22 protein-coding genes and 1 pseudogene are annotated in these 25866 nt (G+C 62.7%); 11 read left to right on the top strand and 12 right to left on the bottom strand.

The window, feature by feature from the left end:
- Positions 1 to 221 precede the first annotated feature (221 nt).
- The 3 genes from V1283_RS23330 to V1283_RS23320 form a co-directional block, all read right to left on the bottom strand.
- Positions 222 to 533 (bottom strand): hypothetical protein, encoded by a 312-nt coding sequence (locus V1283_RS23330; protein WP_334388812.1) that lies wholly within the window; start codon positions 531 to 533, stop codon positions 222 to 224.
- 221 nt (positions 534 to 754) lie between these two features.
- A complete protein-coding gene (locus V1283_RS23325; protein WP_334388811.1) occupies positions 755 to 1609 on the bottom strand; it encodes an SDR family NAD(P)-dependent oxidoreductase in 855 nt (284 codons plus the stop codon).
- Positions 1600 to 3432: an MASE1 domain-containing protein gene (locus tag V1283_RS23320; protein WP_334388810.1), complete on the bottom strand. Its 1833-nt coding sequence runs from the start codon at positions 3430 to 3432 to the stop codon at positions 1600 to 1602. Before V1283_RS23320 ends, V1283_RS23325 begins: the two co-directional genes overlap by 10 nt.
- A gap of 167 nt (positions 3433 to 3599) precedes the next feature.
- On the opposite strand from V1283_RS23320, the gene V1283_RS23315 reads away from it, so the two are divergent.
- Positions 3600 to 4217 carry a DUF805 domain-containing protein gene (locus tag V1283_RS23315; protein WP_334388809.1) on the top strand — a complete coding sequence of 206 codons (618 nt, stop codon included), beginning with the start codon at positions 3600 to 3602 and terminating at the stop codon, positions 4215 to 4217.
- 98 nt (positions 4218 to 4315) lie between these two features.
- On the opposite strand, the gene V1283_RS23310 is transcribed toward V1283_RS23315, so the two are convergent.
- Genes V1283_RS23310 through V1283_RS23300 form a run of 3 tightly spaced genes read right to left on the bottom strand, consistent with a single transcriptional unit; the run spans position 4316 to position 6281 of the window.
- The gene (locus tag V1283_RS23310) at positions 4316 to 4990 is read right to left on the bottom strand and encodes an L-2-amino-thiazoline-4-carboxylic acid hydrolase (protein ID WP_334388808.1); all 675 of its coding nucleotides are present in this window, start codon (positions 4988 to 4990) and stop codon (positions 4316 to 4318) included.
- A gap of 33 nt (positions 4991 to 5023) precedes the next feature.
- Positions 5024 to 5410: a RidA family protein gene (locus V1283_RS23305; RefSeq protein ID WP_334388807.1), complete on the bottom strand. Its 387-nt coding sequence runs from the start codon at positions 5408 to 5410 to the stop codon at positions 5024 to 5026.
- Position 5411: 1 nt separating this feature from the next.
- Positions 5412 to 6281, bottom strand: a complete 870-nt coding sequence (locus V1283_RS23300; protein WP_334388806.1) for a VOC family protein — start codon at positions 6279 to 6281, stop codon at positions 5412 to 5414.
- Positions 6282 to 6407: 126 nt separating this feature from the next.
- Between V1283_RS23300 and V1283_RS23295 the strand changes: the two genes are divergently transcribed.
- The 5 genes and pseudogenes from V1283_RS23295 to V1283_RS23275 all read left to right on the top strand — a co-directional run bounded on the left by V1283_RS23295 (position 6408) and on the right by V1283_RS23275 (position 10681).
- A complete protein-coding gene (locus tag V1283_RS23295; protein WP_334393151.1) occupies positions 6408 to 7037 on the top strand; it encodes a LysR family transcriptional regulator in 630 nt (209 codons plus the stop codon).
- 7 nt (positions 7038 to 7044) lie between these two features.
- A complete protein-coding gene (locus tag V1283_RS23290; protein WP_334388805.1) occupies positions 7045 to 7884 on the top strand; it encodes an aldo/keto reductase in 840 nt (279 codons plus the stop codon).
- Between the two features lie 266 nt (positions 7885 to 8150).
- Positions 8151 to 9140 carry a DMT family transporter gene (locus V1283_RS23285; RefSeq protein WP_334388804.1) on the top strand — a complete coding sequence of 330 codons (990 nt, stop codon included), beginning with the start codon at positions 8151 to 8153 and terminating at the stop codon, positions 9138 to 9140.
- Between the two features lie 20 nt (positions 9141 to 9160).
- A pseudogene (locus tag V1283_RS23280) lies at positions 9161 to 9400 on the top strand (autotransporter domain-containing protein); the annotation flags it as partial.
- 198 nt (positions 9401 to 9598) lie between these two features.
- Positions 9599 to 10681: a zinc-binding dehydrogenase gene (locus V1283_RS23275; protein WP_334388803.1), complete on the top strand. Its 1083-nt coding sequence runs from the start codon at positions 9599 to 9601 to the stop codon at positions 10679 to 10681.
- Between the two features lie 453 nt (positions 10682 to 11134).
- Here V1283_RS23275 and V1283_RS23270 read toward each other — a convergent pair whose 3' ends face one another.
- The 3 genes from V1283_RS23270 to V1283_RS23260 form a co-directional block, all read right to left on the bottom strand.
- Positions 11135 to 12298, bottom strand: a complete 1164-nt coding sequence (locus tag V1283_RS23270; protein ID WP_334385105.1) for an IS110 family transposase — start codon at positions 12296 to 12298, stop codon at positions 11135 to 11137.
- 81 nt (positions 12299 to 12379) lie between these two features.
- Entirely contained in the window at positions 12380 to 13531 is a 1152-nt protein-coding gene (locus tag V1283_RS23265; RefSeq protein ID WP_334388802.1) for a DJ-1/PfpI family protein, read from the bottom strand.
- A gap of 906 nt (positions 13532 to 14437) precedes the next feature.
- A complete protein-coding gene (locus V1283_RS23260; RefSeq protein WP_192734786.1) occupies positions 14438 to 14899 on the bottom strand; it encodes an Lrp/AsnC family transcriptional regulator in 462 nt (153 codons plus the stop codon).
- Between the two features lie 134 nt (positions 14900 to 15033).
- Here V1283_RS23260 and V1283_RS23255 point away from each other — a divergent pair, with 134 nt between their 5' ends.
- From V1283_RS23255 to bla, 3 genes are all read left to right on the top strand, one after another.
- Positions 15034 to 17400 carry a transketolase gene (locus tag V1283_RS23255; protein ID WP_334388801.1) on the top strand — a complete coding sequence of 789 codons (2367 nt, stop codon included), beginning with the start codon at positions 15034 to 15036 and terminating at the stop codon, positions 17398 to 17400.
- A gap of 329 nt (positions 17401 to 17729) precedes the next feature.
- Complete coding sequence (locus V1283_RS23250) at positions 17730 to 19160, top strand: aldehyde dehydrogenase family protein (RefSeq protein ID WP_334388800.1); 1431 nt, start codon at positions 17730 to 17732, stop codon at positions 19158 to 19160.
- A gap of 152 nt (positions 19161 to 19312) precedes the next feature.
- Positions 19313 to 20203, top strand: coding sequence for a subclass B3 metallo-beta-lactamase (gene bla / locus V1283_RS23245; protein ID WP_334388799.1), 891 nt, complete (start codon positions 19313 to 19315; stop codon positions 20201 to 20203).
- Between the two features lie 24 nt (positions 20204 to 20227).
- Here bla and V1283_RS23240 read toward each other — a convergent pair whose 3' ends face one another.
- Positions 20228 to 21196 carry an SMP-30/gluconolactonase/LRE family protein gene (locus V1283_RS23240; RefSeq protein ID WP_334388798.1) on the bottom strand — a complete coding sequence of 323 codons (969 nt, stop codon included), beginning with the start codon at positions 21194 to 21196 and terminating at the stop codon, positions 20228 to 20230.
- 93 nt (positions 21197 to 21289) lie between these two features.
- Between V1283_RS23240 and V1283_RS23235 the strand changes: the two genes are divergently transcribed.
- Positions 21290 to 22111: an NAD-dependent epimerase/dehydratase family protein gene (locus tag V1283_RS23235; RefSeq protein WP_334388797.1), complete on the top strand. Its 822-nt coding sequence runs from the start codon at positions 21290 to 21292 to the stop codon at positions 22109 to 22111.
- A gap of 96 nt (positions 22112 to 22207) precedes the next feature.
- Here V1283_RS23235 and V1283_RS23230 read toward each other — a convergent pair whose 3' ends face one another.
- Together V1283_RS23230 and V1283_RS23225 are read right to left on the bottom strand one after the other, a co-directional pair.
- Complete coding sequence (locus V1283_RS23230) at positions 22208 to 22897, bottom strand: GntR family transcriptional regulator (RefSeq protein ID WP_334388796.1); 690 nt, start codon at positions 22895 to 22897, stop codon at positions 22208 to 22210.
- Positions 22894 to 23901 (bottom strand): Gfo/Idh/MocA family protein, encoded by a 1008-nt coding sequence (locus V1283_RS23225; protein WP_334388795.1) that lies wholly within the window; start codon positions 23899 to 23901, stop codon positions 22894 to 22896. Before V1283_RS23225 ends, V1283_RS23230 begins: the two co-directional genes overlap by 4 nt.
- Positions 23902 to 24070: 169 nt before the next feature.
- Between V1283_RS23225 and V1283_RS23220 the strand changes: the two genes are divergently transcribed.
- Positions 24071 to 25777, top strand: coding sequence for an IlvD/Edd family dehydratase (locus V1283_RS23220; RefSeq protein WP_334388794.1), 1707 nt, complete (start codon positions 24071 to 24073; stop codon positions 25775 to 25777).
- The last annotated feature ends 89 nt before the right edge of the window (positions 25778 to 25866 follow it).

The raw sequence follows: 25866 nt of genomic DNA, 5'->3' as shown, positions 1-25866 counted from the left end.
TGTCGCACTTTGACCCTGAGCAGGCCAACCGGCGACAGACACGGCCCGCCCAAAATTTTTCGGTGCAGCAGCCTACCCCGGCGCGCTGATGTGTTAATCCTCCCGGCCGAGTACAGGAGGGGCTGACCACAGCGATTACGTCTGCTTAGTAGGAGGCCATCCTCGGCATCAGGCGGAGCGAGTTCACCGCCCGCATAGGCGGCATCACGCGCTCACCTGCCTTAGGCGCCGAAGACTGTTCGCGCAGTACCCGTACAAATGAAAGCAGCAACGGCTGCCACGTATCCAATCGCCTTTAACGGATGTTCCTTCCCCTCTTTTAGGAACCACTGCGTTCTTCCGACTATCCAAGACAAGGGCGTCAATAAGCGGGCGGTCATGATGCCGAGCGCGAACAACGGCAACCAAGTGAAAACTGCCAGCGCAGGCAATGCCATCGTCACTTCGCCGAGCGACGTCGGCACGATATTAAGGGGCTGTTCACCGAAAATTACGGTCAGTAAAACGTTTCGCATTGTATTGGCTGCAAACACTATTGCTATCCCACTCACGGCACCGAGGACGAGGCCCATAACCGCCGCATCAACAGGCCGGACACGTGACCGCACCCGACCAATGCTGCAGAAGCGTCAGAAAGTTCTTGCCAGGGCGCCGTCCACACGTGACCCAAACCGGACATGGTGTAGCTACCGACAAAATCGCCTCGGCGGCACGGCCCCATAAGAGCACAATCAGGCTGGTGGAGGGGGCGCGCTCAACGTTTCGGGTTGCGCCCGCGGATGTGGTCGAAGCCTTCCTTGATTGCGGCGAAGCGCGCTTCGATCATCGGCTCAAATTCGAGGTCGGTGAAGATATATGGCCAGTCCTTTTCGACGCCTTCGCGGACGAGTTCACCGGCATAGATGGGATCTATGCCCTGAGAGACGCGTTCCCGGACCATATTGATGCGCTCGGCAACTGGGCCCGAAGTCGGCAAGGCGCGGACCGCCCCCTCGAAGCGCTTGGGTAGATTGCGTCTTGAATTCATGATTTGAGTGCGGATGTACCCTGGACACAGCACGGATACGCCAATCCCGCGGGGCGCGAGTTCACGCCGCAGGCCCTCGGACAGCGCGACAACGCCGTACTTGGAAACGTTGTATGCATTGCTCTGCCCCGAAATAAGGCCAGCGACCGAGGCTGTGGAGACGATGTGTCCACCCTCACCATGCTGCTCGATCAACGGCCCGAAAATCTCGATCCCCCAAATGGTCGCCATCAGGTTGACGCCCATGGTCCAATTCCACGAAGCCTCGGTCCAGGCACCATAAGGCCCACCGCCGCCGACGCCCGCGTTGTTGACGAGGATATGCACCTTGCCGTAGCGGGCAGTCGTGGCTTCGGCGGCCGCCACGAGTTCGGCTTTGAGTGAAACGTCCGCTTTCACGCCGTCGACGTCGACGTTGGTGAGCCTCAGTTGCTTGAGCGCTGCGGACAGAGCCGCTTCTTCAATGTCGCAAAGCATGACTTTCGCCCCCGCCTGGGCGAAGGCGGTCGCGATCCCCAGTCCAATGCCTGACGCTGCACCGGTCACGAACGCGGTCTTCCCAGCGAGTTCCTTCACGCGCATTCTCCCTTCGCGTCCGATGGCAAAGCGATTGATTGATCATGATTCATCTCACCCGCTGCGCTGATCGGCGCATCGGCTCCGTCGGCGACTATTGGAAGCGTCATAATGATCGAGGTACCCTTTCCCAGGACCGAGACTAGCTTGATACGGCCGCCCAGTTGCTCGGTAACGAGGTTGTGGACGATGTAGAGGCCAAGCCCTGTACTGCCTTTAGCCCGGCGCGTGGTGAAGAAAGGATCGAACACGTGCCGCTGGGAGTCCTCGGAAATGCCAGCTCCGTCGTCGGAAAAAATGACTTCCACAAAGTCGTTGCCGACGCGAGTTGCCTCAAGCGACATGGTGCCGCCGGATCGGTCAGCAAAGCCGTGGGTAACGGCATTGAAGATCAGGTTCGTCAACACCTGGCCATAAGCGCCCGGGTAGCTGTCCATGATGACGTCGGAGGGGATATTGAGATCCAGGGGATTGCGCGGTTTGGGTAGACCGGGTGTTACGCTGGCCACGATTTGCTCGGTTGCAACCCTGAGATCAAAGTTGCGGCGATCTGCAAGGCTGCGATCGACGGCGACTTGCTTGAACGCTTGAATCAGTTCGCCGGCACGCTCCAGGTTGGCAACTAATTGGTTGGCGGCGTCGCGGTTGCTATCGACGAATGCCGTGAAGGACGAACGGCGCACTGGACCGGATGATATCTGATTGGCGAACTTCGCGCAGCGCTGCGCGAGCGTGGAGGCGACCGTCAAGCTGATACCAACGGGGCTGTTTAGCTCGTGTGCGACGCCTGCAACGAGTCGACCCAGCGCGGCGAGTCTCTCGTTCTCAATCAGGTAGCGCTGGGTTTCGCTGGCGTGCAGCGCCGCTTCCGTAACCCTCCTTTTATCCCTGACTTCAGCAAACAACGCCGCCAGGAGCGATGCGCCGATTGTAACAAGCAAAATGCTGACCTGCGCTGCAGCTATGCGCTCGTCCATCGAAAGAGTGGGGTTGCCGAAATAGCCTATGCCAAAGGTCGTTGTCCAAACGATTGAAAGACTGACAGTGAAAGCTGCAGCGGCGGCAAAAACCGGCCGGCATCGCGCTGCGAGCCAAAGCAGCGGCGCGAAAAGGACGGCGACGGGTCCAACGTTTGCCAGAAGATCCGAGCGCAGAAAAATGGCGAGCGCGCTCACAAGCGCCAGCATGGCAACGGTCAGGGCGCCCTCGAGAAGCTCGGCCGCCGGCGGTCGGTCCCGTATGGCTGAAGCGAACTCGATCAGCAATGGCGCAACTACGATGATCCCCAATGCGTCAGATGCGAACCAATGCTGCCAGGTAACCCATATCGGCGTGGTCGCGCTGTGAAAGAACTTGAATGCAACGGCGCCACCGATGCCGGACATGGCGGTCCCGACGGTTGCTGCCCCGAGGAGCACCATCACGTTATTCGGCCTGGCCAGGGTGAAACCGGAACCATGGTAACGATCAATCAGCCAAGCTGTGAGCGCGGCCTCGAAAGCATTGCAACAGCCGAAGAAAACGGCACCCCAGATATTTCGATCGCCAAGCATGTTCGCCAAAATGGTAGCGGCCACTGTGCCGAAGACGACTGGCCATCGCGCGCGCGAGCCCAGGACGATCAGAGCGCCTGCCGACACGCCTGCCGCAGGCCAGAAGACCGCCACCCCCTCTGGCTTGGTCAGCAATTCGAGGCTAAGCCGCGCAGCGATGAAATACGCAATAGCGATCGCAAATGTGAGCGTGACTGCGCCCACCCACGTCGTTAGATCGAATGCGGCGGGCCTCTCTTGTTGAATCTTGGTAACTTTTGCTGCGAGGTCGGACATGGGCAGGCCTACCAAGGGTTCCAAGCATACTGACGGAACCAACCCTCGGCCTCAAGTGGCCTGAAGGTGACAAGTTCAGCGTAGGGTCCGGCATTGGCCCTTCGGACATCTTGAGCTCCAGCCAATGTTCGCCTTTGACCCAAGACCCGAAGGAGACGTCGATCATCATGTTGCCGCAAACAGGGGGCGGCGGCCATTTCCCGCAAGTAGCGGTGAAGCTCGAACTTCACGAAGTTTGTTCGCCATGGCGAACCAAATCTGCCGCCGTACCGACCAATCAAGGCACCCGAGAGGACACCCCTGGCGAGGATGCGATGAAACTGCAGAAGATCCTTTTCAGCTTCCACGGCCGGATCGGCCGCCGCACCTATTGGCTGGCGATCCTCGCCCTGATCGTCGCGGTGCAGGTCTTGACCTTCGCGCCCTTTCTCCTCGAAAGCGAAGGGTGGGCCGTCCTGATCGTCGCCTTGACCTCGCAATTCATATGGCTCTTAAGCCTGTGGCCGATAGTGGCCGTGGGCAGCAAGCGATTGCACGACCGCAACAAGAACGGCTGGTGGCTGCTGGCTTTCTGGCTGCTCCCCGTCGCACTGTTCGTTGGCGGCTTCAGCATCGTCTTCTTTGACGACCCCAGAACCGGCCAGAGCGGAGATTTCTCGACCGGCTCGATCCTGATTTTTGCGAGCCTTCCGCCCGCGCTATGGGGCATCGTCGAGCTCGGCATTCTGCCGGGCACCAGGGGGCCGAACCTGTACGGCGCCGACCCGGCGCAACAGCTGACTTGAAAGCCGCTATGCGTCCCGCGCTGGAGCTGTCCTGATCGCTCTTGCACCATAGCCGCTCCAACCCACGACCGGGTGTCAAACCGATCAGCCGGCATGTCCTACTTTGTTTCGAGGCGGGAGAAGCGGAAATTGCAGTGGCTGGCGCCGCCAGCCAGCGTTTGGGTTCGTTCCAAACGAATGCCACGCGTTGCGTAGGCCTCGAAATCAAGTCCGCAAATGTGTGGGAGGATTTCCTTGTCTCCGTGACGCGCGGCGAATTTGCAGAAGCCACAAGCCTTGTAATCGATACCGAATTCAAAGCTGTCGCCGGGCCCTGGCTCGACGAAATCGTAGACAAAATCCTCTGGATATTCGTTCGCCAGGCTTTTTGCTGCCTGCTCGCGGAGCAAGGATTGGTTCTCCCGCGACATGAACTGACGTCCCGAAGCGAGCCGTTCGGCCTCCGGCACGGTCAGCAATTGAGCCTTGTAACTTTCTCGCTCGATATCGCCAATGATCGGGAGAGCAACGCCATGCCGCCGGAGCACGCGCCCGATAGCCATAAAGCCCGTCAAGCGCATGAAGAAGTCGCTCATGCGGCCAGCCGCACCACCGACATAAGGCATCTGGCGGAGCACGACTTCGAACTCATCCATCACATCTTGTCTGACTTTGTCCAAATCCGCGAGATGCGCGCGTTCGCGCAACATCGTCTCGGCAAGATCGAGGCGCTGGCGCATGGCGGCTTCCATTGCGCCGCGATGCGCCTGATAAAATGGATGAATTTCGCCCATGCGATGTCCTTCCGCAGGATCAGCCTTCGCGTTTCATTCCGCAGCGATCGCCTCGATTTCCAGTAACCATTTGCCGTCGACGGTTTCAGCGATCATCACGGTGGACGCGGGTTCATTTCCTTGCAGCATCTTGCGGCGAACAGCGCGGTTGGCCACGACCTGGCTTCGGTCGGTCAGGAACGTATTGACCTTGACCAGATGCTCGACGCCGAGGCCGGCGGCGGCGAGCACCGCGATGACGTTGCGCCAGGCCTGCTCGCATTGTGCTTCGAAACCTTCGGGCACGCTGCCATCAGGCTGTTCCGGCACCTGGCCGCTGACGAACAGCAGCCGGCGATGCTGGGAAACCTCCAGTCCCATGCTGTAGCCGCTGGAAGGGGCGTGGACGCTTGCGGGATTGTGCCTGACAATTTGAGCCATGTCAGATTGTCTCCTGTTCGACGAATTCCAGCGCCAGACCATGCGACGCCGCGGGTGGAATCAGCAGCGCAGCATCGGTCACCTCGAAGCCGACCCCGTTGTTTTTCAAAACCCGCTTTGTCGCATCCAGATCGGTGACCGCCACACGCGCGGCGCAAAAGCGCGGCGAAGGTGCGGCGGCGAGGCTGGGCAGCCGGCGCGCTGTCTCGGCCGGGCCGAGCACGGTGATCTGGTCGCCGCGAGCGCCGACCGTCAATCGCCCGGGCGCAAGCTCGGCTGCGCTTTCCGTGAAATACTCGAGGAAAATGCGGTGCGCCGCCGGTTCCGGCGCCGACATCACGATCTCGATCACGCGCAAGGCGCCGTTGGGGTGGCGCTGATATTCGGGCTTCCAGAACAGTTCCGGCGGATGACGCTGCTGGCACGTGAAGAACGCGATCCCGGGCATCGCGGGATCGGTGGCGAAGGCCAGCGAGAACTCAACGCGCGCCGCGCTGCCACTCGGAAGCACCGCATCACGGCCGAAATCCAACGGCGCGTAGTCGCCGATGTGATCGGCCTTGAAGCGCGCCGCATCGGCGTAGGCGTCGGCGCTATGCATCGCCAGCATCGACATTCCCTCACCGGTGGCGAGAAAATCCCGGTTGTGGGCGGCGAAGCTGAACCGGCCTGATGCAGCCGGCGGCACCGCCGCCACATCGGTGACGGCCAGCAGCTCCAGAAAATTGTTCCCGAACATCGCCAGGCGGTTGCTGGTTCCGAATGGGTGCACGCCGGTCGGTGTCAGGCTGAAACCGAGCGTTTGCCAATCCGGCGCGACCTGCGCCAGATCGCGGACACAGATGACGAGATGATCTAAACGGCGGGGCATGGGATCTCCGATTTGCGGGCCGACCGTAACCGGCCGCAGTGCCGCCGCGCAAAGCATTGTTGCTGCGGTCCAGCGCAAGAAAATCTATTGCAAGGCTGGCGCCTATCAGTGACAAACTGGGCTGCGATGACCTACAGCCTTCCACCGCTCAATGCGCTCCGTGCGTTCGAAGCCGCAGCCCGACACCTCAGCTTCAAGCTGGCCGCGCATGAGCTGCATGTGACGCCTGCCGCCGTGGGGCAGCAGGTGAAGGCGCTGGAAGCGCGTCTAGGCGTACGGCTGTTCGAGCGGCTGCATAAGCAGCTCGTCCTGACCGAGGCCGGCCAGGCCTATTTGCCCGAGATTTCCGGCGGCTTTCGCCGCATCGCCAATGCGACCGAAAAATTGAAGCCGGTAGGGGCGGTGCTGCTGCAGCTCGGCTTGCACGGCAGTTTCGATCTGCGCCGTCTGGAGCTGGCGGCGTTTCGCGCAAGCCACGAAGAAATCGGCTTGCGGGTGTTGCAGCCCGCGGGCTTGCACGAGTTGATCGAGGGCAAGGTCGATGTGCTGATCGCCCGCGGTCTCGGCCACCATCCGGGCTACCGCTGCGATCGCGTGACGGAGGGCTCCGGGCTCGGCGATTGGCTGATTGCGCCTGCCGGCACCGCGGATTGTCCCGAGATATCAAGCTTCCGCGATTGGCTGCGCGGTCTGCCGGCGGAGAACACGCTCGCGCTGCATCGTCGTCGCCGTCTGGTCGGCATCAACCCAAGTTGAGGTGATCTTGAAGCAGAAAAAATTCGGCAACGGCCCTGATGTCTCCGTGATCGGGCAGGGCACCTGGTATCTCGATCGCGGCGATCGCAAGGCGGCCGTCGCCGCACTTCGCCGGGGTATCGAAACCGGCATGACCCACATCGACACCGCCGAGATGTATGGCGAGGCCGAACTCGTGATCGCGGATGCGATCGCCGGGCTGCCGCGTGAAAAACTGTTTCTGGTCTCAAAAGTGTTGCCGAGCAATGCCTCGCGGCGCGGCACCATCACCGCCTGTGAGCGTTCGCTGAGGCGGCTGAAGACCGATCATCTCGATTGCTATCTGCTGCACTGGCGCGGCTCGTGTCCGTTCGAGGAGACGGTGGCGGCGTTCGACGAACTGGTGAGAAGCGGAAAAATTCGCTCCTGGGGCGTCAGCAATTTCGACTCGGACGATCTCGACGAACTGCTCGATGTGGCGGGCGAGGGCAAGATCGCCTGCAACCAGGTGCTCTATCATCTGCAGGAGCGCGCCATCGAGCACGCGGTGATTCCGTGGTGCGAGCATCACGGCGTCGCCGTCGTCGCCTATTCGCCGTTCGGACATAATGATTTTCCGTCCGCGCGCCGCAGGGGCGGCGAGGTGCTGCAGACGATATCAGATGCGCACAAGGCGACCCCGCGCCAGATCGCGCTGGCGTTTCTCACGCGTGCGCCATCGGTATTGGCGATTCCGAAAGCTTCAAGCGCGGAACACGCCGCGGACAATGCGGCTGCCGGAAAGTTGAAATTGAGCGATAGCGAGATCGCTGCGCTCGACAAAGCCTTTCCGCGCGGGCCCAAGCCACGCGGTCTCCCGATGCTGTAGCGCGCTCCTGTAATCCGTCATCCTGAGGAGCGCGAAGCGCGTCTCGAAGGACGACGGCCACAGGTAGGGCCGCTCATCCTTCGAGGCTCGCTCCGCTCGCACCTCAGGATGACGACGGAGCCCTGCGTCTCACCGTCCTTAACAAAGTGTTGCAATCGTCCCCTCAGCGCATATCCGCATCCTGTTTTCGGACCTAGTCGCACGGAGCGAATTGGTGTTTTTTACAACCTCGCCCGAGTCGATCATTACTGCCTTTCGAGATTGCCGTGACACCGCCCCCCGCCGCAGCCGCGAGGCTGGACAGCGCTACAATACCTTTGCCCGAGAAGAGGTCCGCCGCTCCGACTGCGCCCGCGCGCGCCGATCGGCCGTTCAAGGGCATCGCGCTGATACTGGCCTCGACGGTCTTTCTCGGCGCCTCCGATGTCACGGCGAAATATCTTTCGGCGACACTGCCCTCGATCGAGATCGCATGGATCCGCTTCCTGGTGTTCGCGCTGATCATGATGCCGGCGATGATGCCGGGTTCCCCCCTCTTTGCGATGGCTACCAACCGGCTCGGCCTGCATCTGCTGCGCGGCTTGACGATTTTGGGTTCGTCGCTGTTCTTCATTTCCGGCCTGCGGTTCTTGCCGATTGCGGAAGCCTCCGCCACCGGCTTCGTCGCCCCGCTGCTCGTCACCGCACTGTCGATCATCTTCCTCAGCGAAAAGGTAGGCCTGCGCCGCTGGATCGCGACCGGCGTCGGCCTCGTCGGCGTCATCATCATCTTGCGCCCGGGCACCGGTGCGTTTCATCCCGCGGCGTTCTTTCCGCTGGTCTCGGCGCTGGCCTGGGCCTGCACGCTGATCATCACGCGGATGATGAGCGGCACCGAGCGCGCCATCACCGTGATGGCCTATTCGTCGATCGTGGGCGTCTGCATTCTCTCGGCACTGGTGCCGTTCGTCTGGGTGACGCCGACCTGGCACGACATCGCCTTCGGCATCTTCATCGGCGTCGCCTCGACTGCAGGCCAGTGGATCGTGGTGCTGGCGTTCCGCTATGCCGACGCCTCCGTGCTGGCGCCGTTTTCCTACACGCAGTTGCTGTGGGTCAGCATCCTCGGCTTCCTGATCTTCGGCGAAGTCCCTGACGTCTACACCGTCACCGGCGCCGCCTTCATCGTCGCCAGCGGACTCTACACCGCCCATCGCGAGCGGGTGCGGCGGTCGCAGCTTCTGTCGGTGTCCGGCGAGCCGTCGCCCAACGCCTGATCCTGCGCGGCCACTTCGAGCGTCTGCGCGCCCAGTTCAATGCCAACGCCTGGTCCGGCCGCACCGATGGCGGCTACCGCTATGTGACGCCATGGATGGGCATCACGCCCTATGCCGCCGGCCAGTTCACCACCTACAGCCTGCCGGCCTATGCCGAGCAGGTACTGGTGGGCTCCGGTACATTCGCGCTGAACTAGGCGGCCAAGGACGTCACGGCCTCGCGCACCGAACTCGGCGTGCGCACCGACAAGTCGTTTGCGATGCAGAAGCGCGTCTTCGCGCTAGATGTGTCGGGCAACCACGTCTTAAAGGCCTCGCAGTGACAAAGACGTGGATGGCCGGGACAAGCCCGGCCGTGACGGAAAATGAATCGATTTCAAGCCATTAGAAGGCGCCCGAGAATGCTGGCTCCTTTTTCAGTCAGGCTCTAAGGTGAAAGAAAATCACCGGGAGGAACCATGCGCGCAGCCATTTTTCGAAACGGCGAGATCGTCGTCGATCAGATGCCGGAACCCACGCCGGGGCCCGGCATGGTTCTGGTCAAGTCACTGGCCTGCGGCATCTGCGGCTCCGACCTGCATGCGCGCAAGCACGCACATCGCATGGTCGAACTTGCAAAACATTTTCCCGGCCGCAAGCCGATGGACCTGTCCCGCGATGTCGTGTTCGGCCATGAATTCTGCTGCGAGGTGCTGGACTACGGTCCGGGCACCACCGGCAAGTTCAAGCCCGGCGCCAAAGTCTGTTCGCTGCCGGCGCTGCTGACCGCGGAAGGCCCGCAGGGCATCGGCTACTCCAACGACAATGTCGGCGCCTATGCCGAACGCATGCTGCTCAGCGAGGCATTGCTGCTCGAAGTCCCGAACGGCCTCGCCGCCGAGCACGCCGCGCTGACCGAGCCGCTCGCAGTCGGCGTGCATGCGGTGGCAAAAGCCAACATCAGGGGCGGCGAGGTGCCGCTGGTGATCGGCTGCGGGCCGGTTGGCCTCGCCGTCATCGCGGCGCTGAAGATCAGGGGATTGCACCCGATCGTCGCCGCCGACTATTCGCCGGCCCGCCGCGCGCTCGCCGAAAAGCTCGGCGCCGACGTGGTCGTGGACCCTTCGCGCACGCAACCCTATGCGACGTGGGCCGAGCATGCCCAGATGTCTCCGGAAGAAAAGGCCGCGCGCCCGCCGCTGCAGGCGCTGTTGCCGGCGCTAAAACCTGCGCTGATCTTCGAATGCGTCGGCGTGCCCGGCCTGATCCAGCAGGTGTTCGAGGGCGCGCCGCGTGATGCACGCGTCGTCGTGGTCGGCGTCTGCATGGAAACCGACCGTGCCGAACCGATGCTCGGCATCCTGAAGGAGCTCAACGTTCAATACGTGCTGGGCTACACGCCGGAGGAATTTGCCTATTCGCTGCGCCTGATTGCGGAAGGGCAGGTCGATGCCGCCTCGATGGTGACCGCCAGCGTCGGCATCGACGGCGTCGCCAAGGCGTTCGCCGATCTCGCCAACCCGGAAGCGCACACCAAGATCATCGTCGAGCCGTGGCGGTGATCGACAGCGTAGCTGCGTAGGGTGGGCAAAGGAGCGTCAGCGACGTGCCCACCATTCATCCGCAGTCGTGTTGTAAGGGTGGGCACGCTACGCTTGCCCACCCTCATATGAGGGCTTTTGAGTCAAGCATCCCGACCGGGGCTTGGATGTGATTTTTTGCATTCGGTGGAGCGGCGGCGCGCGGAGCCATGCGTAGCGCAGCGTGCCGCCGCGGTCGGTGCGCTCAGGAACTGGCTTCCGGCGATTTATGCAGCATCTCACTGCATCACCTCATATCCGGTCGGGCGTTTTGCAGCCCGGTACCCACATTCCGCATGCATGCGGCGAGGAAGCCATGAGGATGAGACCCATCTACGAAGCGGCCTGTTGATTTGGCCCAAGGGTGGCACGGTCATCATCCATTCCGCGCTGACCGCGGCCGACGCCGCGACGCTGACGCGTTGCTTGAAACGTTTACGCCTTCGCGGCCTTGAGCACGGCTCCTTCGGGAACCATGCCGGTTGTGAGGTAGCGCCAGAGCGCCACCATCAGCTTGCGCGCCAAGGCCACGATGGCGATGCGCTTGTTGCGCTTGCTGGCATTGTTGTGGGTGCGGCTGCGGAACCATCGGGTGAGCGCACTCTCCGGCTGATGCCGCAGCCACAGCCAGGCCAGTTCGATCGCGGCGCAGCGGGCGCGTGGATTGCCCGCCTTGCTGATGCCCTGGTCGCGGTCGGTCCCGCCGCTCTGCCATGGACTGGGCGTCAGCCCGAAATAGCTCGCGACCTCACGCCGATTACGAAAGTCCTTGTAGAACACCTCGCTGGTCAGCGTCGTCGCGAACGCCGGACCGAGGCATTTGAGCCGGAGCAACAGTTCGCTGCGCTCGGTCATCTGCGCCGCCGCAGGTGCCGGATCCGCTTGAGCCGACGCCTGTGCGAGTTCCTCGAGCCGTTCGCGCACCAGCATCAGCCGTGCGTGCTCGTGCCTGATCTCCGCCAGCATCCGTGGCGGCACCGCCTGGCCCTGCCAATCCCGCTGCGCCGAAAGCCAGCTCAGCCAGTCACGCCGGCGCGGGTTCCCCACCGCCATGCCCAACAATCGCAGCAGCGCCTTGATCCGGGTGGTGTGCGCGGTTTGCTCCTTGATCAGCCGGCCGCGTTCACGGCTGGTGCGGCGGGCGTCCTCTTGCTCCGGCGCAGGTGCCCGCACGATCCGCACCACCTGCGGCTCACCGCGCAGATACGCCATCAGCGTCCGTAGCATCTTCTCGCCATCGATCCGGTCGGTCTTCACCCGCCGTGCCCGCTGATCCACCGCTATGCTCGCAGGGTCAAACACGTAGTTCGTGATCCCGGCAGCCAGCAGAAGCCGATGCAGCCAGAACCCGTCGTAGCCCGCTTCGTAGCAGCTCACCACCGCCGGAACGGCTCCCAGCGCCCGGGCCGCCCGCTCCCGAACCTGACCGATCAGCGCCAGCAGCGCAGCATGATCGCCGCCCTCCAGCTTGTGACGCGACATCTTGCCTTTGTCCGGACTGTGCAGCGTTACCAGCCAGCTCTTCTGGCTCAGTTCAATCGCAACGAAAATCGTGCCACAATGCCCGGCGGTGGGCGTGTCTACGGTCGATGCTTGCATCTGGCTCTCCGATGGTTCGAGTGTGGAAACCCAAACCTACCGGAAAGGGCACGCTCACCGCCCCATGGAATCTACGGACCATCACTGCGTCGCCCGGCGTCTCGGATACTCTAGCTGCATCGCAACGAAATCGGTCGTGCGCGTCCCGTAGCGGGCGGTGATTCCGTGCAGGGCATCGTCCAGCGCTTCCGCTGGTTTTCGATTCCCCACAGACGGCAGCAGGCGTTCCGCCGGCCAGCTCGCCGCGACCTGATCGGGATAGATGCGGATGCCGTTGCGGGTTTGTCGTGCATCAGCCGTGCGCGCGAACGTCACCGCCTGCGACCGATAGGTCCGTGACCACGCATCGGTGACCAATGCCAGCGACACTTCGTCGATATCAGGCTTGAGTTCGATGCCGAGCCGTTCGTGCGCCCAGAACGCCGCCGTGTTGCCGATCGCCGTCAGCGCGAACGGCCGTGTGAAGCGAAACTCGTCGCTCTCGTGGCGCGCGTCCCACTCGGGGAGGCCGATCTCCCGGCCGACCGCCTTGGCCTTGTCGCGGCCGGCGATGGCCTCGATCAGCGTCAGCGACATCGGCATCGATGCCGTGATGCCGGTCGTGGTTGCCACGCCGTCATCGACCACCAGCCGCCGGTCTTCGACATAGCGCATCGACGGATGCTTCCCGCGCAATTCCTTGACGGAATACCAATGCGTGGTCGCCCGCTTGCCATCCAGCAGCCCGGCGTCGCCGACCACTTTGGCGCCGACGCAAACGCCGATGACGATCGCGCCCTTGCCCGACTGGTTCCGGATCCATTGCAGCGCCTCGGGATCGTCGTCACGGCTCATGGCGGGGACGATGACATAGTCGGCGCCATCGGGATGCCGCGCATCGAATTCCGCGATGGTCGCCTGTGGCTCGACCTTCAGCGCCGGAAACAGCGTTATGGGGCCGGGCGCCGTCGCCAGCGTCACGACGTCGGCGACATCGGCGCGCGTGAGGATGCCGTAGGGCATCAGGTAATCGGTGGTCTCGGTGGCGTCGTTGATGCCGATGATGGCGACCAGCGGGCGCTGCCGCTTCGGCGGCTTCAGCGCCGCAATCGTCGCATCACGCTCGTCCTGCGCGATCGGCGGCGGCGCTGCGACGGAAGGCGCCGCCGGCAGCGAAAGAATCCAGACTCCGCCGATCGCGATCAGAAATACAAATGCGCCAAGGGCGCTCCACAACAGACGTCGCGATTTCATGCTCTTCCTGATCCGATGCTCACCTGATTGAATCGAGTCTACTGCCGTCATATTCGTTTCGAAATGACGCAAATCCCGCGAAAACGGTCATGGCAGAGAATGGCATTCGCGAGCTGGGCAAAGGCGCGTTAGCGACGTTCCCATCATCATGCGCGTAGCCCGGGTGAGCGTAGCGACACCCGGGAACCGCTATCACCGCATATCGCTTGCGCTCATGCGGGCTACAATTCCGCTGGGCCCTGCGGACTGATTTGCTTCGGACCACAAGCGCAACTTCATGCGGTGGCCTGCGACAAACTGGCACGACGGGCAAATCACCCAAAACCTGTCCAGCCTCTTTTGCAAAAATATTCTGCTTTCGTTCTCACCCAAATCAGTCCCATAACTCCGCTTGTCTCACGGCGGATGAGGGGCGTTGGCCATCGTCACGAACGCGCGGTGAGATGCGATGGACGTGAATGGCGCGAGACGTACGTGCCTGAAGCGTACGGTGAAGTCGTGTGGTTCGGGCGCCGCGGTGCTGGCGTTAAGTTGGCGGGATCTGTCTCGCTGGCGACGGAGGCAAAAGAGCCGTTCTCCGGGAAGAGCACGAAGTAAGCCGTAAAGCCATTGCGCAGGGAAGGCCGGAATGCTCCCGCTGCCCTGTATGCTCGTGTGCACTTTTGTTTGCGCAATTCGCACGCGAGACCGCGGGTGCAGCAAGCACCCGGTCTTCCCTGCGCCCTCTGATTGGAGGGCGGGAAGTTCTCCAGCAAACCTCGGGCGACCAGCGCCGCGAGAACGCGAAAGTGTGTTTTCGTAGGATGGGTGGAGCGCAGCGATACCCATCGCCACATGCACCGGCCTTGATGGGTATTGCTGCGCTCCACCCATCCTACGGGACCGCATGACGGGGGGAGAGCTGTGCTACACCGGCAGTGCGATCGAATACTTCACCTGGCTCAGCGCAAAGCTCGACTCGATCGAGGCGATGCCGTCGAGCCGCGTCAGCTTGTTCTTCAGGAACGCTTCGTAAGAGGAGAGGTCGGCGGCCACGACGCGCAGCAGGTAATCGCGGTTGCCGGTCATCAGATAGCACTCCAGCACCTCGTCCCATTTCGAGATCGCCTTCGCAAACCGGTTGAGGTCCTCTTCCTTCTGCCGCGCCAGCTTGATCGAGATGAAGACGCTGACGTGGAGGCCCAACGACTTCTGATCGACGGTCGCGATGTAGCGCGTGATGACGCCGCGCTCTTCCAGCAGTTTGACCCGGCGATGGCAGGGCGACACCGACAGGCCGACCTTCTCGGAAAGCTCCTGCATGGTCATGCGGCTGTCGGATTGCAGCAGGCTGAGGATCTTGCGGTCGATGGCGTCGAGGGCATGCATTGGGATGAACCCATGGTTTGGAGGCTGGACGCGGGATTTTATCCCAACATTGGGGTGTATGTCGCGATAATTTGAGATTTTTGGTGCCTGCACGCCCGCTAAAATCGGCGCATACTAACCGTCGGAGCATTGCCATGCCCATCGAGCCTGCACGCCTTGAACTATTGTCCGCGCTGGCACGGAAAGTTCTCTGGCTGTCGTCATGGACGATCCATCATGCCAACCATGTCAGGCCCAATGTCGACGGGCTGAAGGTCGGCGGCCATCAGGCCTCGTCCGCTTCGCTCGCTAACATCATGTCGGCGCTGTACTTCTCGGTGCTGCGGCCGCAGGACCGCGTCGCGGTGAAGCCGCATGCGAGCCCGGTGTTTCACGCCATCCAGTACCTGTTCGGTCACCAGACCCGCGAGAAGCTGGAAAATTTCCGCGGCTACAAGGGCGCGCAATCCTATCCCTCGCGCACCAAGGATGCCGACGATGTCGATTTCTCCACCGGCTCGGTCGGTCTCGGCGTCGCGCAAACCCTGTTCGCCTCGCTGGTGCAGGACTACGTCACTGCGCATGGCTGGATGAAGGACCGGCCCGAGGGGCGCATGATCGCGCTGGTCGGCGATGCCGAGATGGATGAGGGCAACATTTTTGAGGCGCTGCTGGAGGGCTGGAAGCACGGCCTGCGCAATACCTGGTGGGTGGTCGACTACAACCGCCAGAGCCTCGATGCCGTCGTGCGCGAAGGGCTGTGGGCGAAGTTCGAGTCCATGTTCCGCAATTTCGGCTGGGAAGTCGTGATCGTTAAATATGGCCGCCTGATGCAGGCGGCGTTCGCCGAACCCGGCGGCGAGGCCTTGCGGCGCTGGATCGACAATTGCCCGAACCAGATGTATGCGGCGCTGTGCTTCCAGGGCGGGGCGGCCTTCCGCAAGCATTTGCAGGACGACATCGGCGATCAGGGGCAGGTGTCGCAACTGATCGACCGCCGCAGCGACGACGAGTTGCTGGCGTTGATGTCCAATCTCGGCGGCCACGACATGGCCAGCATGATCGAAGCCTTCGAGGCGATCGATCACGATCGGCCGGTCTGTTTCATTGCCTACACCATCAAGGGCGTCGGCCTGCCGATGCAGGGCCACAAGGACAACCATGCGGGCCTGATGACGGTTGCGCAGATGGAGAAGTGGCGCAGCGCGCAGAACATCCGTCCTGGCCATGAATGGGAAAAGTTCGAAGGCCTGTCGCAGGCGCCGGCCGAACTCGAAGCATTTTTGGCGGCAGCGCCCTTCAATCAGGAAGGCCGCCGCCGACTGAGCGCGCCCGTGATCGACGTTCCGCAACAGCTTGCCTTCAAGCCGGCGGCGCAGATGTCCACCCAACAAGGCTTTGGGCTGATGCTCAATGAACTCGCACGCGGCGATAGCGAACTGGCTGCGCGGATCGTCACCGCGTCGCCTGACGTCACCGTGTCCACCAATCTCGGCGCCTGGGTCAACCGCCGCGGCTTGTTTGCCAAGGCGGAGAACCACGATCTGTTCCGGCAGGAGAAAATCCCGTCGACCTTCAACTGGGATTATTCGCCCAAGGGTCAGCATCTGGAACTCGGCATTGCCGAGATGAACCTGTTCATCATGCTCTCGGCGCTCGGCCTGTCGCATGCGATCAATGGCGAGCGGCTGCTGCCGGTCGGCACGCTGTACGATCCCTTCATCGAGCGCGGCCTCGATGCGTTGAATTACGCCTGCTACCAGGACGCCCGTTTCATGGTGGTGGCGACGCCATCCGGTATCACGCTGGCGCCGGAAGGCGGCGCGCACCAGTCGATCGCCACGCCGCTGATCGGTATGGCGCAGGATGGGCTGGCCTCGTTCGAACCGGCCTTCGTCGATGAACTTGCCGTGATCATGGGATGGGGTTTTCGCCACATGCAGCGCGAAGCCGGCGAGGGCGGTTCGGTCTATTTGCGGCTCTCGACCCGCACGCTGGACCAGCCGCAGCGCATCATGGCGCCGGAACTGCAACGGGACATTACCGAGGGCGCCTACTGGCTGCGCGAGCCGGGCCCGAACTGCGACATCGTGATCGCCTATACCGGCGCGGTGGCGCCGGAGGCGATCGAGGCGGTGGGCTTCATCGGCGAAAGCCACCGCGATGTCGGTTTACTGGCGGTAACCTCGGCCGACCGGCTGCATGGTGGATGGTCCGCCGCGCGGAATTTGCGGCGCGACCGCCGTGGCATCCAGTATCTCAGCCACGTCGAAAGGCTGCTGGCGCCGCTGCCACGCGACTGCGGCATCGTGACCGTGATCGACGGTCATCCAGCCGCGCTCGGCTGGCTCGGTAGCGTGCGCGGCCACCGCGCCGAGGCGCTCGGCGTCGAGCAGTTCGGCCAGACCGGTACTATCGGCGACCTCTACCGCCACTACGGCATCGACGCCAACGCCATCATCGACGCGGCGGAAAGCCTCACGGTGGGAGCGCCGGTGCGGCACCGCAAGATGGCGGTGTAGCGGTAAGGGGTGGTGTAACAGTAGGTGTCGTCCCTGCGAACGCAGGGACCCATAACCACAGGGAGTAATTGTTCAAGGCAGTATCTGTCCGCGTGCCCCAAAGAGAGGACACGGCGTATGGGTCCCTGCGTTCGCAAGGACGACGGCTACGGGCAGGGACGACGGCGAAAGTAAGCACCTTGCCACCTCCACGCCGGTGACCTTATATCCAGCGCCTGCCGCAACGCGGCACCCCGCATATGGCGGGTTCAACTGCCCTGGCTTTCGTGCAAGGATGCCTGCCGAACGCTACCGTTCCCCCTCATTACTCCCTGATAAAGAGGTTTCCGATGGTCAATCGCATGCAATTCTACATCGATGGCGCCTGGGTCGATCCCGTCGTCAAGAAGTCCACCCCCGTCGTCAACCCGGCGACCGAAGACGCGATGTATGAAGTTGCGCTCGGCTCCAAGGCCGACCTCGACAAGGCCGTGGCCGCCGCCAAGCGCGCCTTCCTGACTTATTCGCAGACCAGCCGCGAGGAGCGCGTCGCGCTCTTGGAAAAGATCATCGAGGTCTACAAGGGCCGCATGAAGGAAATCGGCGCCGCCGTTTCCGACGAGATGGGCGCGCCGCTGCCGATGGCCGAACGCCTGCAGGCCGGCGCCGGCTTGGGCCACATCGCTTCCACGCTGGAAGTGCTGAAGAACTATCATTTCGAGGAGACGGTCGGTTCGGCCGTCGTCGTGCGCGAGCCGGTCGGTGTCATCGGCATGATCACGCCGTGGAACTGGCCGCTCAACCAGATCGCCTGCAAGGTCGCACCCGCGCTCGCCGCCGGCTGCACCATGATCCTCAAGCCCTCGGAGTTCACCCCGAGCTCGGCGTTGATCTTCGCGGAAATCCTCCATGAAGCCGGCGTGCCGAAGGGCGTGTTCAACCTCGTCAACGGTCTCGGCCCGGAAGTCGGCGCCGCCATGAGCGAACACCCCGACATCGACATGATCTCGTTCACCGGTTCGACCCGCGCCGGCGTCGACGTCGCCAAGCGCGCCGCGCCGACCGTGAAGCGCGTCAGCCAGGAACTGGGCGGCAAGTCGCCGAACGTCATCCTCGAAGGCGCCGACCTCACCAAGGCCGTCACCGGCGGCGTGATGCATATGTTCAACAACTCCGGACAGTCGTGCAACGCACCGTCGCGGATGATCGTGCCGCTGTCGAAGATGAAGGAAGTCGCCGCCATCGCCAAGGGCGTCGCTGACAAGACCAAAGCGGGTGATCCCCGCGCCGAAGGCACCACCATCGGCCCGGTCGTGTCGCGCATCCAGTGGGACAAGATCCAGGCGCTGATCAAGAAGGGCATCGACGAAGGCGCGACACTGGTCGCCGGCGGTCCCGGTCTGCCCGAGGGCGTCAACAAGGGCTTCTATGTCCGTCCGACCATCTTCGCCGACGTCACCAACGACATGACGATTGCGCGGGAGGAAATCTTCGGACCGGTGCTCACGATCCTCGGCGCCAAGGATGAAGCCGAGGCGGTGAAGATCGCCAACGACACGCCCTATGGTCTCGCCGGCTACGTCACCGGCGACACCGTTGAAAGCGCGCGTCGCGTCGGTAAGCAGATCCGCGCTGGCAACGTCAACCTGCAGGGCGTGCCGAACGACCGCACCGCGCCGTTCGGCGGCTACAAGCAGTCCGGCAACGGCCGCGAGTGGGGCAAGTACGGTCTCGAGGAATATCTCGAGGTGAAGGCGGTTGCCGGCTACAACGCGGCGTAAATTGATGCGGCGCTCGCGCCGATCGTGAAAGATGCCGGCCGCCGAAAAGCGGCCGGCATTTTTTTGACCAGAATCATCGTCAGGCTAACACTCAACGTCGATGCCGCATCCGACACGGCGACGACGCAACAAAGAAAAAATGGAGGATGCCCGTGAAGAAAATCGTCGTTGTGCTTGTCGCGCTGGTGTCGCTGACCGGAACAGTACAGGCCCAGACCGTCAAGGATCTGCTCGAAACCCTCAAGGTCAAGTGGAACACGCCGACCGAGCCGTTCAAGATGATCGGTAACGTCTATTATGTCGGAACCGACGGCCTGGCGTCCTACCTGATCACATCGCCGCAGGGCCATATCCTGGTGGATACGGTGATGCCGGAAGCAACCTCCCAGATCAAGGCGAACATCGAAAAGCTCGGCTTCAAGGTCACCGACATCAAATACCTCGTCAACACCCACGCGCATATCGATCACACCGGCGGCCTTGCCGAAATGAAACAGGCCAGCGGCGCCCAGATGATCGCAGGCGAAGCCGACAAGCCACTGCTCGAAGGCGGCTATTATCCGGGCGCGCAGGAAGACACCGCGCTGGCATTTCCGCCGGTGAAGGTGGACCGAACGGTGCGCGAAGGCGACACGGTCAGCGTCGGGGACGTGACTCTAACCGCCCGCGAAACGCCCGGCCATTCGCCGGGCTGCACGAGTTGGGAATTCTCCGTGAAGGATGGCGACGCAACGCGCTCCGTGCTCATCTTCTGCAGCGGCACCGTGGCGCTGAACCGGCTCGTCGGCAATCCGACCTATTCCGGGATCGTTACCGATTACAGGAAGACGTTCGCGCGGGCGAAGGACATGAAAGTGGATGTGCTGCTCGCGCCGCATCCGGAAATGTACAGGATGCAGGACAAGCGTGCCATGCTCTCGGATGGCGCGCCGAATCCGTTCGTCAATCCCGGCGAGTTCAACGCCTATGCCGCGACGCTGGAAAAGGCGTTTGAAGACGCGCTCGCCAAGCAGACCGCCGACGCACAGGAAAAGAAGGGGTGAAGCGGCGTTGAAGGGCGCGCGGACCTATCCGCCCGGCGCGCCTTGCGTGTTCAGGTAGAGCGCGTAGATCGATTGGCTCGCGGCCATGAACAGTCGGTTGCGCTTCAGGCCGCCGAAGCAAAGATTGGCGCAGCGCTCGGGCAGCGCGATGCGGCCGATCATGACGCCGTCGGGGGCGAACACCACGACGCCGTCGAGCTCGGGATCGCCCATGCCCCAGCCGCACCACAGATTGCCGTCGATATCGACTCGAAAACCGTCCGGCGTGCCTGGTCCGGCATCGACAAACACGCGCTTGTTGGAAAGCTTGTCGCCGGAAGGCGAGACGTCATAGGCGAGGATCTTGCGGGTCGGCACGCCGCGGGACTCGATGACATAGAGGATTTTTTCATCCGGCGAAAAGGCGAGCCCGTTCGGGCCCAGCACGCCCTCGGCGACGATGGTGGCCTTTCCGGTCGCACCGTCGATCCGATAGACGTTCATGTCGATCTCGGGCTCGGCCTTGTAGCCCTCGTAATTGCCGAGCAGGCCGAACACCGGATCGGTGAACCAGATCGAGCCGTCGGACTTCACGACGACGTCGTTCGGCGAGTTCAACCGCTTGCCGTTGAAGGAGTCCATCAGCACCGTGATCGATCCGTCATATTCGGTGCGGGTGACGCGGCGGCCGCCGTGCTCGCAGGTGACCAGCCGTCCCTGGCGGTCGCGGGTGTTGCCATTGGCGAAGTTCGACGGCTTGCGGAAGATGCTGACCGCGCCGGTCTCCTCTTCCCACTTGAGGATGCGCTGGTTTGGGATGTCGCTGCAGAGGAGGTAGCGCCCATCGCCGAACCACACCGGGCCCTCGGCCCAGCGCAGCCCGGTGGTCAGCCGCTCCACCGCCGACAGCTTGAGCCAATACTTCTCAAAGCGCGGGTCGAGTGCGTGGATGGCCGGATCGGGGTAATACGTCGCTGGTCGCCAGCCGGCTGAGTGCGATGCTGCATCGGACATTTGCTGTTCTCGTTGTTGCGTTTCCCTGACAGTTGGATTTGCTATCATTGTCAGCTAATGACCGCAAATCGGTCGAGAGATAAGAGGAACGAAATGCCACGCATATTGATGACCGGCGCCGCCGGCGGGATCGGCACATCCTTGCGCAAGCTGTTGCCGCCGATCTATCCGGACCTGCTGCTGAGCGATTTGACGGCGCCGGCCGATCTCGGCAAGAACGAGCAATTCAAGGCGGCCGATCTCGCCGATCTCGTCCAGGTCGAGGCGATCTGCGAAGGCGTCGACGGCATCCTGCATTTCGGCGGTTATTCGGTCGAAGGGCCCTGGGATTCGATCCTGCAATCCAACATCATCGGCGGCTACAATCTGTTCGAGGCGGCGCGCAAGAAGGGTGTCAAACGCGTGGTGTTTGCCTCGTCGAACCACGCGGTCGGCTTCTACCCGCGCCATCACAGGATCGGCACCGACGTCACCGCGCGGCCGGACAGCCGCTATGGCGTCAGCAAGGTGTTCGGCGAAGCGGTCGGCGCGCTCTATGCCGACAAGCACGGGCTTGGTGTCACCTGTATCCGGATCGGCAATTTCGGCGAGATGCCACTGGATCATCGCCGCCTGTCGATCTGGCTGAAGCCGGAGGATCTGGTGCAGCTCTGCCACATCGGGCTCGATCATTCCGACATTCACTTCGAAATCTTCTACGGCGCCTCCTATAACGAGCGTGCCTGGTGGGACAACCATCGCGCCTACGAACTCGGCTACCGGCCGACCGGCCGTGGCGAAGATTTCCGCGAGCACGCGATGGCCGAGCAGGCCAAGCTGAAGCCGGATCCCGTCGGCGATTACTACCAGGGCGGTACGTTCTGCAGCATGGAGTTCGACGGCGACAAGGGTGGGATCGTGGATTGGAAGAAGTGACGTTCTGAGTGTCATTCCGGGATGGTCCGAAGGACCAGACCCGGAATCTCGAGATTCCGGGTTCGATGCTGCGCATCGCCCCGGAATGACGGCCAACTATTCGCTCTTATCTCCCGCGATGCGGCCGAGATAGTCCGACTTGCTGTACTGCATGTGATCAACGCACAGCTGCGCCAGCGCCCAGCTGTCGCGGCCTTTCAACAACTCGATCATCAATTCGTGCTGGCGGCGGGATAGCGCCAGTCCCTCCTTATCGGCGAGATTCTTGGCGCGCATCGGCAGCGTCAGGTTCATGTAGTCCTGCAGTGAGTGCACCAGATACGGGTTGCCGCAGGCCGAGAACAGCGCGACGTGAAAGGCGTCGTTGGCCTCGTGAATGCCGCGCAAATCCTGCGCGTCGGCCTTGGCGCAATATTGCCGCTGCAATTCGTTCAACTGCGCGATCAGGCCGGCGGGGGCGGGCAAGGCGATCATCAATGCCGCCTGCCGCGTCAGCATTTCCCGCACCTCGTAGATCTGGCGCACTTCCTCGGATGAATAGAACCGCACCGTGGCGCCAATGTTTTTCTCGCGCAGCACGATGCCCTGGCGTTCGAGCTGGAACAGCGCCTGCCGCACGAAATGCCGGCTGGCGCCGTAGCGCGTCATCAACGTGTCCTCGACCAGCCGCGAACCCGGCGCGAAGCGGCCGAAGATGATGTCCTCTTCCAGCCGGCGGATGACTTCGGCCTGTTCCTCCTCGCGCGTCGGCGCGGATGGTTCGGTCAATGCTTCCTGCGGCTTCATCGCAAGGCCTCCCAGCCCGACAGCCGATAGCAATCCTCGACCAGGCGCAAGGTCTCGAGATTGTCCTGCGGTGCCGTCTCGAAGGGCTTATTGTCGCGGAGCGCGTCGACGAAATGCGCGATCGTCCGGTTGTAGGAACCCTGATACTCGGTGGGGAGATCATAGGTGCGCTCGCCGGGCGACGCGCCCGAGCAGGTCAACGATGGTCCGTCGAGCCGGATTGCGCCCGCATCGCCGAGAATCTCCAGCCGGTCGACCTGCGCGGCCGGATGTCCGTGGGCGGCGAAGCTTGCAAAGACTGTAACGCCCGCACCGCTGCCGGTCGCAAGCTGGATCACCGCGCCGTCTTCGCCGACGAGAAGATCGCTGGAACGCGAGAGTTGCGCCGCCGTCACCTGCAGCGGCCCGAGCAGCATGCGGAGCGTGTCCAGATGATGGATCAACACCTCCGCGACCAGCATGCGCCGTTCCCGACGCATGAAGGGCTGCCGCTCCAGCGCCGGACAAAGCCCGTCCGGCCCCGGCAACACGCCCGATGTCAGCAGCGTCAGTTGGGCCTGTTTGACCTGGCCGATGCGTCCCTCGCGCAGCCACGCTGCGGCATCGCGATAATAGCCGCGAAAGCGCCAGTTCTCGTGCACCATCAGGCGCGTCGAAGCCTCGACCTCGGCGGCGAGGTCGCTTGCCTCCCGCAGGTTGGGTGCGAGCGGCTTCTGGCAAAGCACCGGCAATCGTTTCGCGGCGGCGAGCCGCACCAGCGGCGCGTGCATCTCGCGGGGGGCCGCGATATCGATGGCGTCGAGCGTCACAGTCGCGAGCATTGCCTCGGCGCTGGCGTAGGTTTGCGAAATCCCGAACTCGGTCGCGCGACGTGCGGCGTTTTCAGCGAAGGGATCGGCGATCGCCACGACGCGGGCCTGATCTGGTATAGTCGCCCAGGCAATCAGATGATGACGGCTCACCATGCCGGCGCCGATCAGGCCAATGCGCAAAGGCTGGTTCATGGGCGCGCGTTTCCGGTCATGGCCGGTAGTCAGCATACGCCTCTGATATTGTCAATAATACCGTTGGATTTTCGGGCAAAATGGCCCATTGCAGTGCTGAATAATCAAATATTGACAATAATCCAACGGGCTTCTTAAGTGCCCATCCACGACGACAGGAAGCAAGAAAATGGCCGACGGACTTCGCAAGGGACTGACGAGTTATGGCGATGCTGGCTTCTCGCTGTTCCTGCGCAAGGCCTTCATCAAGGCGATGGGCTATTCGGATGATGCGCTGAACAGGCCAATCGTCGGCATCACCAATACCTACAGCGACTACAATCCCTGTCACGGCAACGTTCCGCAGATCATCGAAGCGGTGAAGCGCGGCGTGATGCTGTCGGGCGCGATGCCGATGGTGTTCCCGACCATCTCGATCGCCGAGAGCTTTGCGTTTCCAACCTCGATGTATCTTCGCAACCTGATGGCGATGGACACCGAGGAGATGATCCGCGCGCAGCCGATGGATGCCGTGGTCGTGATCGGCGGGTGCGACAAGACCTTGCCGGCGCAGATCATGGCAGCGGTCTCCGCCGATCTCCCAACCGTCGTCATTCCGGTGGGGCCGATGGTGGTCGGGCATCACAAGGGCGAAGTGCTGGGGGCGTGCACGGATTGCCGGCGGCTGTGGGGAAAATATCGTGCCGGCGAAATTGACGACGTTGAAATCGAAGCCGTCAACGGCCGGCTGGCACCCTCTGTCGGCACCTGCATGGTGATGGGCACCGCCAGCACCATGGCATGCATCACCGAGGCGCTCGGTCTGTCGCTGCCGATGAGCGCGACGATCCCCGCGCCGCATGCCGAGCGCTTTCGCTCGGCGGAGGCGAGCGGCAGGGTGGCGGCCGTGATGGCCAGGACGAAGGGGCCAAAGCCGAGCGAATTGCTGACGGCTACTTCGTTCCAGAACGCACAAGTGGTGCTGCAGGCGATCGGTGGCTCGACCAACGGGCTCATTCATCTGACGGCAATCGCCAACCGCACCAAGCATCGCATCGATCTCGAAGCGTTCGACAAGCTCGGCCGCGAGGTGCCCGTGCTGATCGACCTGAAACCGTCCGGCGAGCATTACATGGAGCATTTCCATCATGCCGGAGGCGTGCCCAAACTGATGGCGCAACTCGGCAATCTTATCGACCTCGATGCCAAAACCATTACGGGGCAAACGCTGCGCGACGTCGTTGCCGACGCCGAGGAGGTACCGGGACAGGACGCCATCCGGCCGCGCGACAATCCGATCAAGGCTGAAGGCGCGATGGCGGTGCTGCACGGCAACCTCGCGCCGCGTGGCGCGGTCATCAAGCAATCGGCGGCAAGCCCAAAGCTGCTGCAGCATACCGGCCGCGCCGTGGTGTTCGAATCCGTCGAGGACATGACGCTGCGGGTCGACGATTCCGATCTCGACGTCAACGCCGACGACGTGCTGGTGCTGCGCAATGCCGGCCCCAAGGGTGCGCCCGGCATGCCGGAGGCGGGCTATCTGCCGATCCCGAAGAAGCTCGCGCGCGGCGGCGTCAAGGACATGGTGCGGATATCGGATGCGCGCATGAGCGGTACCGCGTTCGGCACCATCGTGCTGCACATCACGCCGGAATCCGCCGTGGGCGGTCCGCTGGCGCTGGTCAGGAACGGCGACATGATCCGCCTCGATGTCGCGAAACGCAGCATCGATCTCCTGGTCGACGAAGCGGAGCTTGCGAAGCGCCGCGCGGCGCTTGCGCCAGCCGTCACGCCCGAATGGGCCAGGCGCGGCTACGCGCACCTGTTCAACGAGACGATTCTGCAGGCCGACGAAGGCTGCGACTTCGACTTTATGCGCGGGCAGGGCAAGGACTAGCCTCTGCGGTTCTTAATTATCGACAATTATCGCCTGAAGGCTGACGATATGGCCCGTCCTGGGAGATAATCCCGATACTTTATTGACAA

The sequence above is a fragment of the Bradyrhizobium sp. AZCC 2262 genome (assembly GCF_036924535.1).
In the GTDB taxonomy this organism is placed as follows: Bacteria; Pseudomonadota; Alphaproteobacteria; order Rhizobiales; family Xanthobacteraceae; genus Bradyrhizobium.
Note: the sequence above shows the minus strand (reverse complement) of the source record. Positions and strands in the feature narration are given on the sequence as shown.

What these genes read in the sequence shown, in the direction of transcription:
- V1283_RS23250 (WP_334388800.1), top strand. Translation starts at nt 17,730, where the DNA reads ATGGTCAATCGCATGCAATTCTACATCGATGGCGCCTGGGTCGATCCC.
- V1283_RS23300 (WP_334388806.1), bottom strand. Translation starts at nt 6,281, where the DNA reads ATGCCCCGCCGTTTAGATCATCTCGTCATCTGTGTCCGCGATCTGGCG.
- V1283_RS23230 (WP_334388796.1), bottom strand. Translation starts at nt 22,897, where the DNA reads ATGAAGCCGCAGGAAGCATTGACCGAACCATCCGCGCCGACGCGCGAG.
- V1283_RS23270 (WP_334385105.1), bottom strand. Translation starts at nt 12,298, where the DNA reads ATGCAAGCATCGACCGTAGACACGCCCACCGCCGGGCATTGTGGCACG.
- V1283_RS23310 (WP_334388808.1), bottom strand. Translation starts at nt 4,990, where the DNA reads ATGGGCGAAATTCATCCATTTTATCAGGCGCATCGCGGCGCAATGGAA.
- V1283_RS23325 (WP_334388811.1), bottom strand. Translation starts at nt 1,609, where the DNA reads ATGCGCGTGAAGGAACTCGCTGGGAAGACCGCGTTCGTGACCGGTGCA.
- V1283_RS23320 (WP_334388810.1), bottom strand. Translation starts at nt 3,432, where the DNA reads ATGTCCGACCTCGCAGCAAAAGTTACCAAGATTCAACAAGAGAGGCCC.
- V1283_RS23295 (WP_334393151.1), top strand. Translation starts at nt 6,408, where the DNA reads ATGACCTACAGCCTTCCACCGCTCAATGCGCTCCGTGCGTTCGAAGCC.
- V1283_RS23275 (WP_334388803.1), top strand. Translation starts at nt 9,599, where the DNA reads ATGCGCGCAGCCATTTTTCGAAACGGCGAGATCGTCGTCGATCAGATG.
- V1283_RS23305 (WP_334388807.1), bottom strand. Translation starts at nt 5,410, where the DNA reads ATGGCTCAAATTGTCAGGCACAATCCCGCAAGCGTCCACGCCCCTTCC.
- V1283_RS23265 (WP_334388802.1), bottom strand. Translation starts at nt 13,531, where the DNA reads ATGAAATCGCGACGTCTGTTGTGGAGCGCCCTTGGCGCATTTGTATTT.
- V1283_RS23225 (WP_334388795.1), bottom strand. Translation starts at nt 23,901, where the DNA reads ATGAACCAGCCTTTGCGCATTGGCCTGATCGGCGCCGGCATGGTGAGC.
- V1283_RS23255 (WP_334388801.1), top strand. Translation starts at nt 15,034, where the DNA reads ATGCCCATCGAGCCTGCACGCCTTGAACTATTGTCCGCGCTGGCACGG.
- V1283_RS23260 (WP_192734786.1), bottom strand. Translation starts at nt 14,899, where the DNA reads ATGCATGCCCTCGACGCCATCGACCGCAAGATCCTCAGCCTGCTGCAA.
- V1283_RS23315 (WP_334388809.1), top strand. Translation starts at nt 3,600, where the DNA reads ATGTTGCCGCAAACAGGGGGCGGCGGCCATTTCCCGCAAGTAGCGGTG.
- V1283_RS23240 (WP_334388798.1), bottom strand. Translation starts at nt 21,196, where the DNA reads ATGTCCGATGCAGCATCGCACTCAGCCGGCTGGCGACCAGCGACGTAT.
- V1283_RS23235 (WP_334388797.1), top strand. Translation starts at nt 21,290, where the DNA reads ATGCCACGCATATTGATGACCGGCGCCGCCGGCGGGATCGGCACATCC.
- V1283_RS23220 (WP_334388794.1), top strand. Translation starts at nt 24,071, where the DNA reads ATGGCCGACGGACTTCGCAAGGGACTGACGAGTTATGGCGATGCTGGC.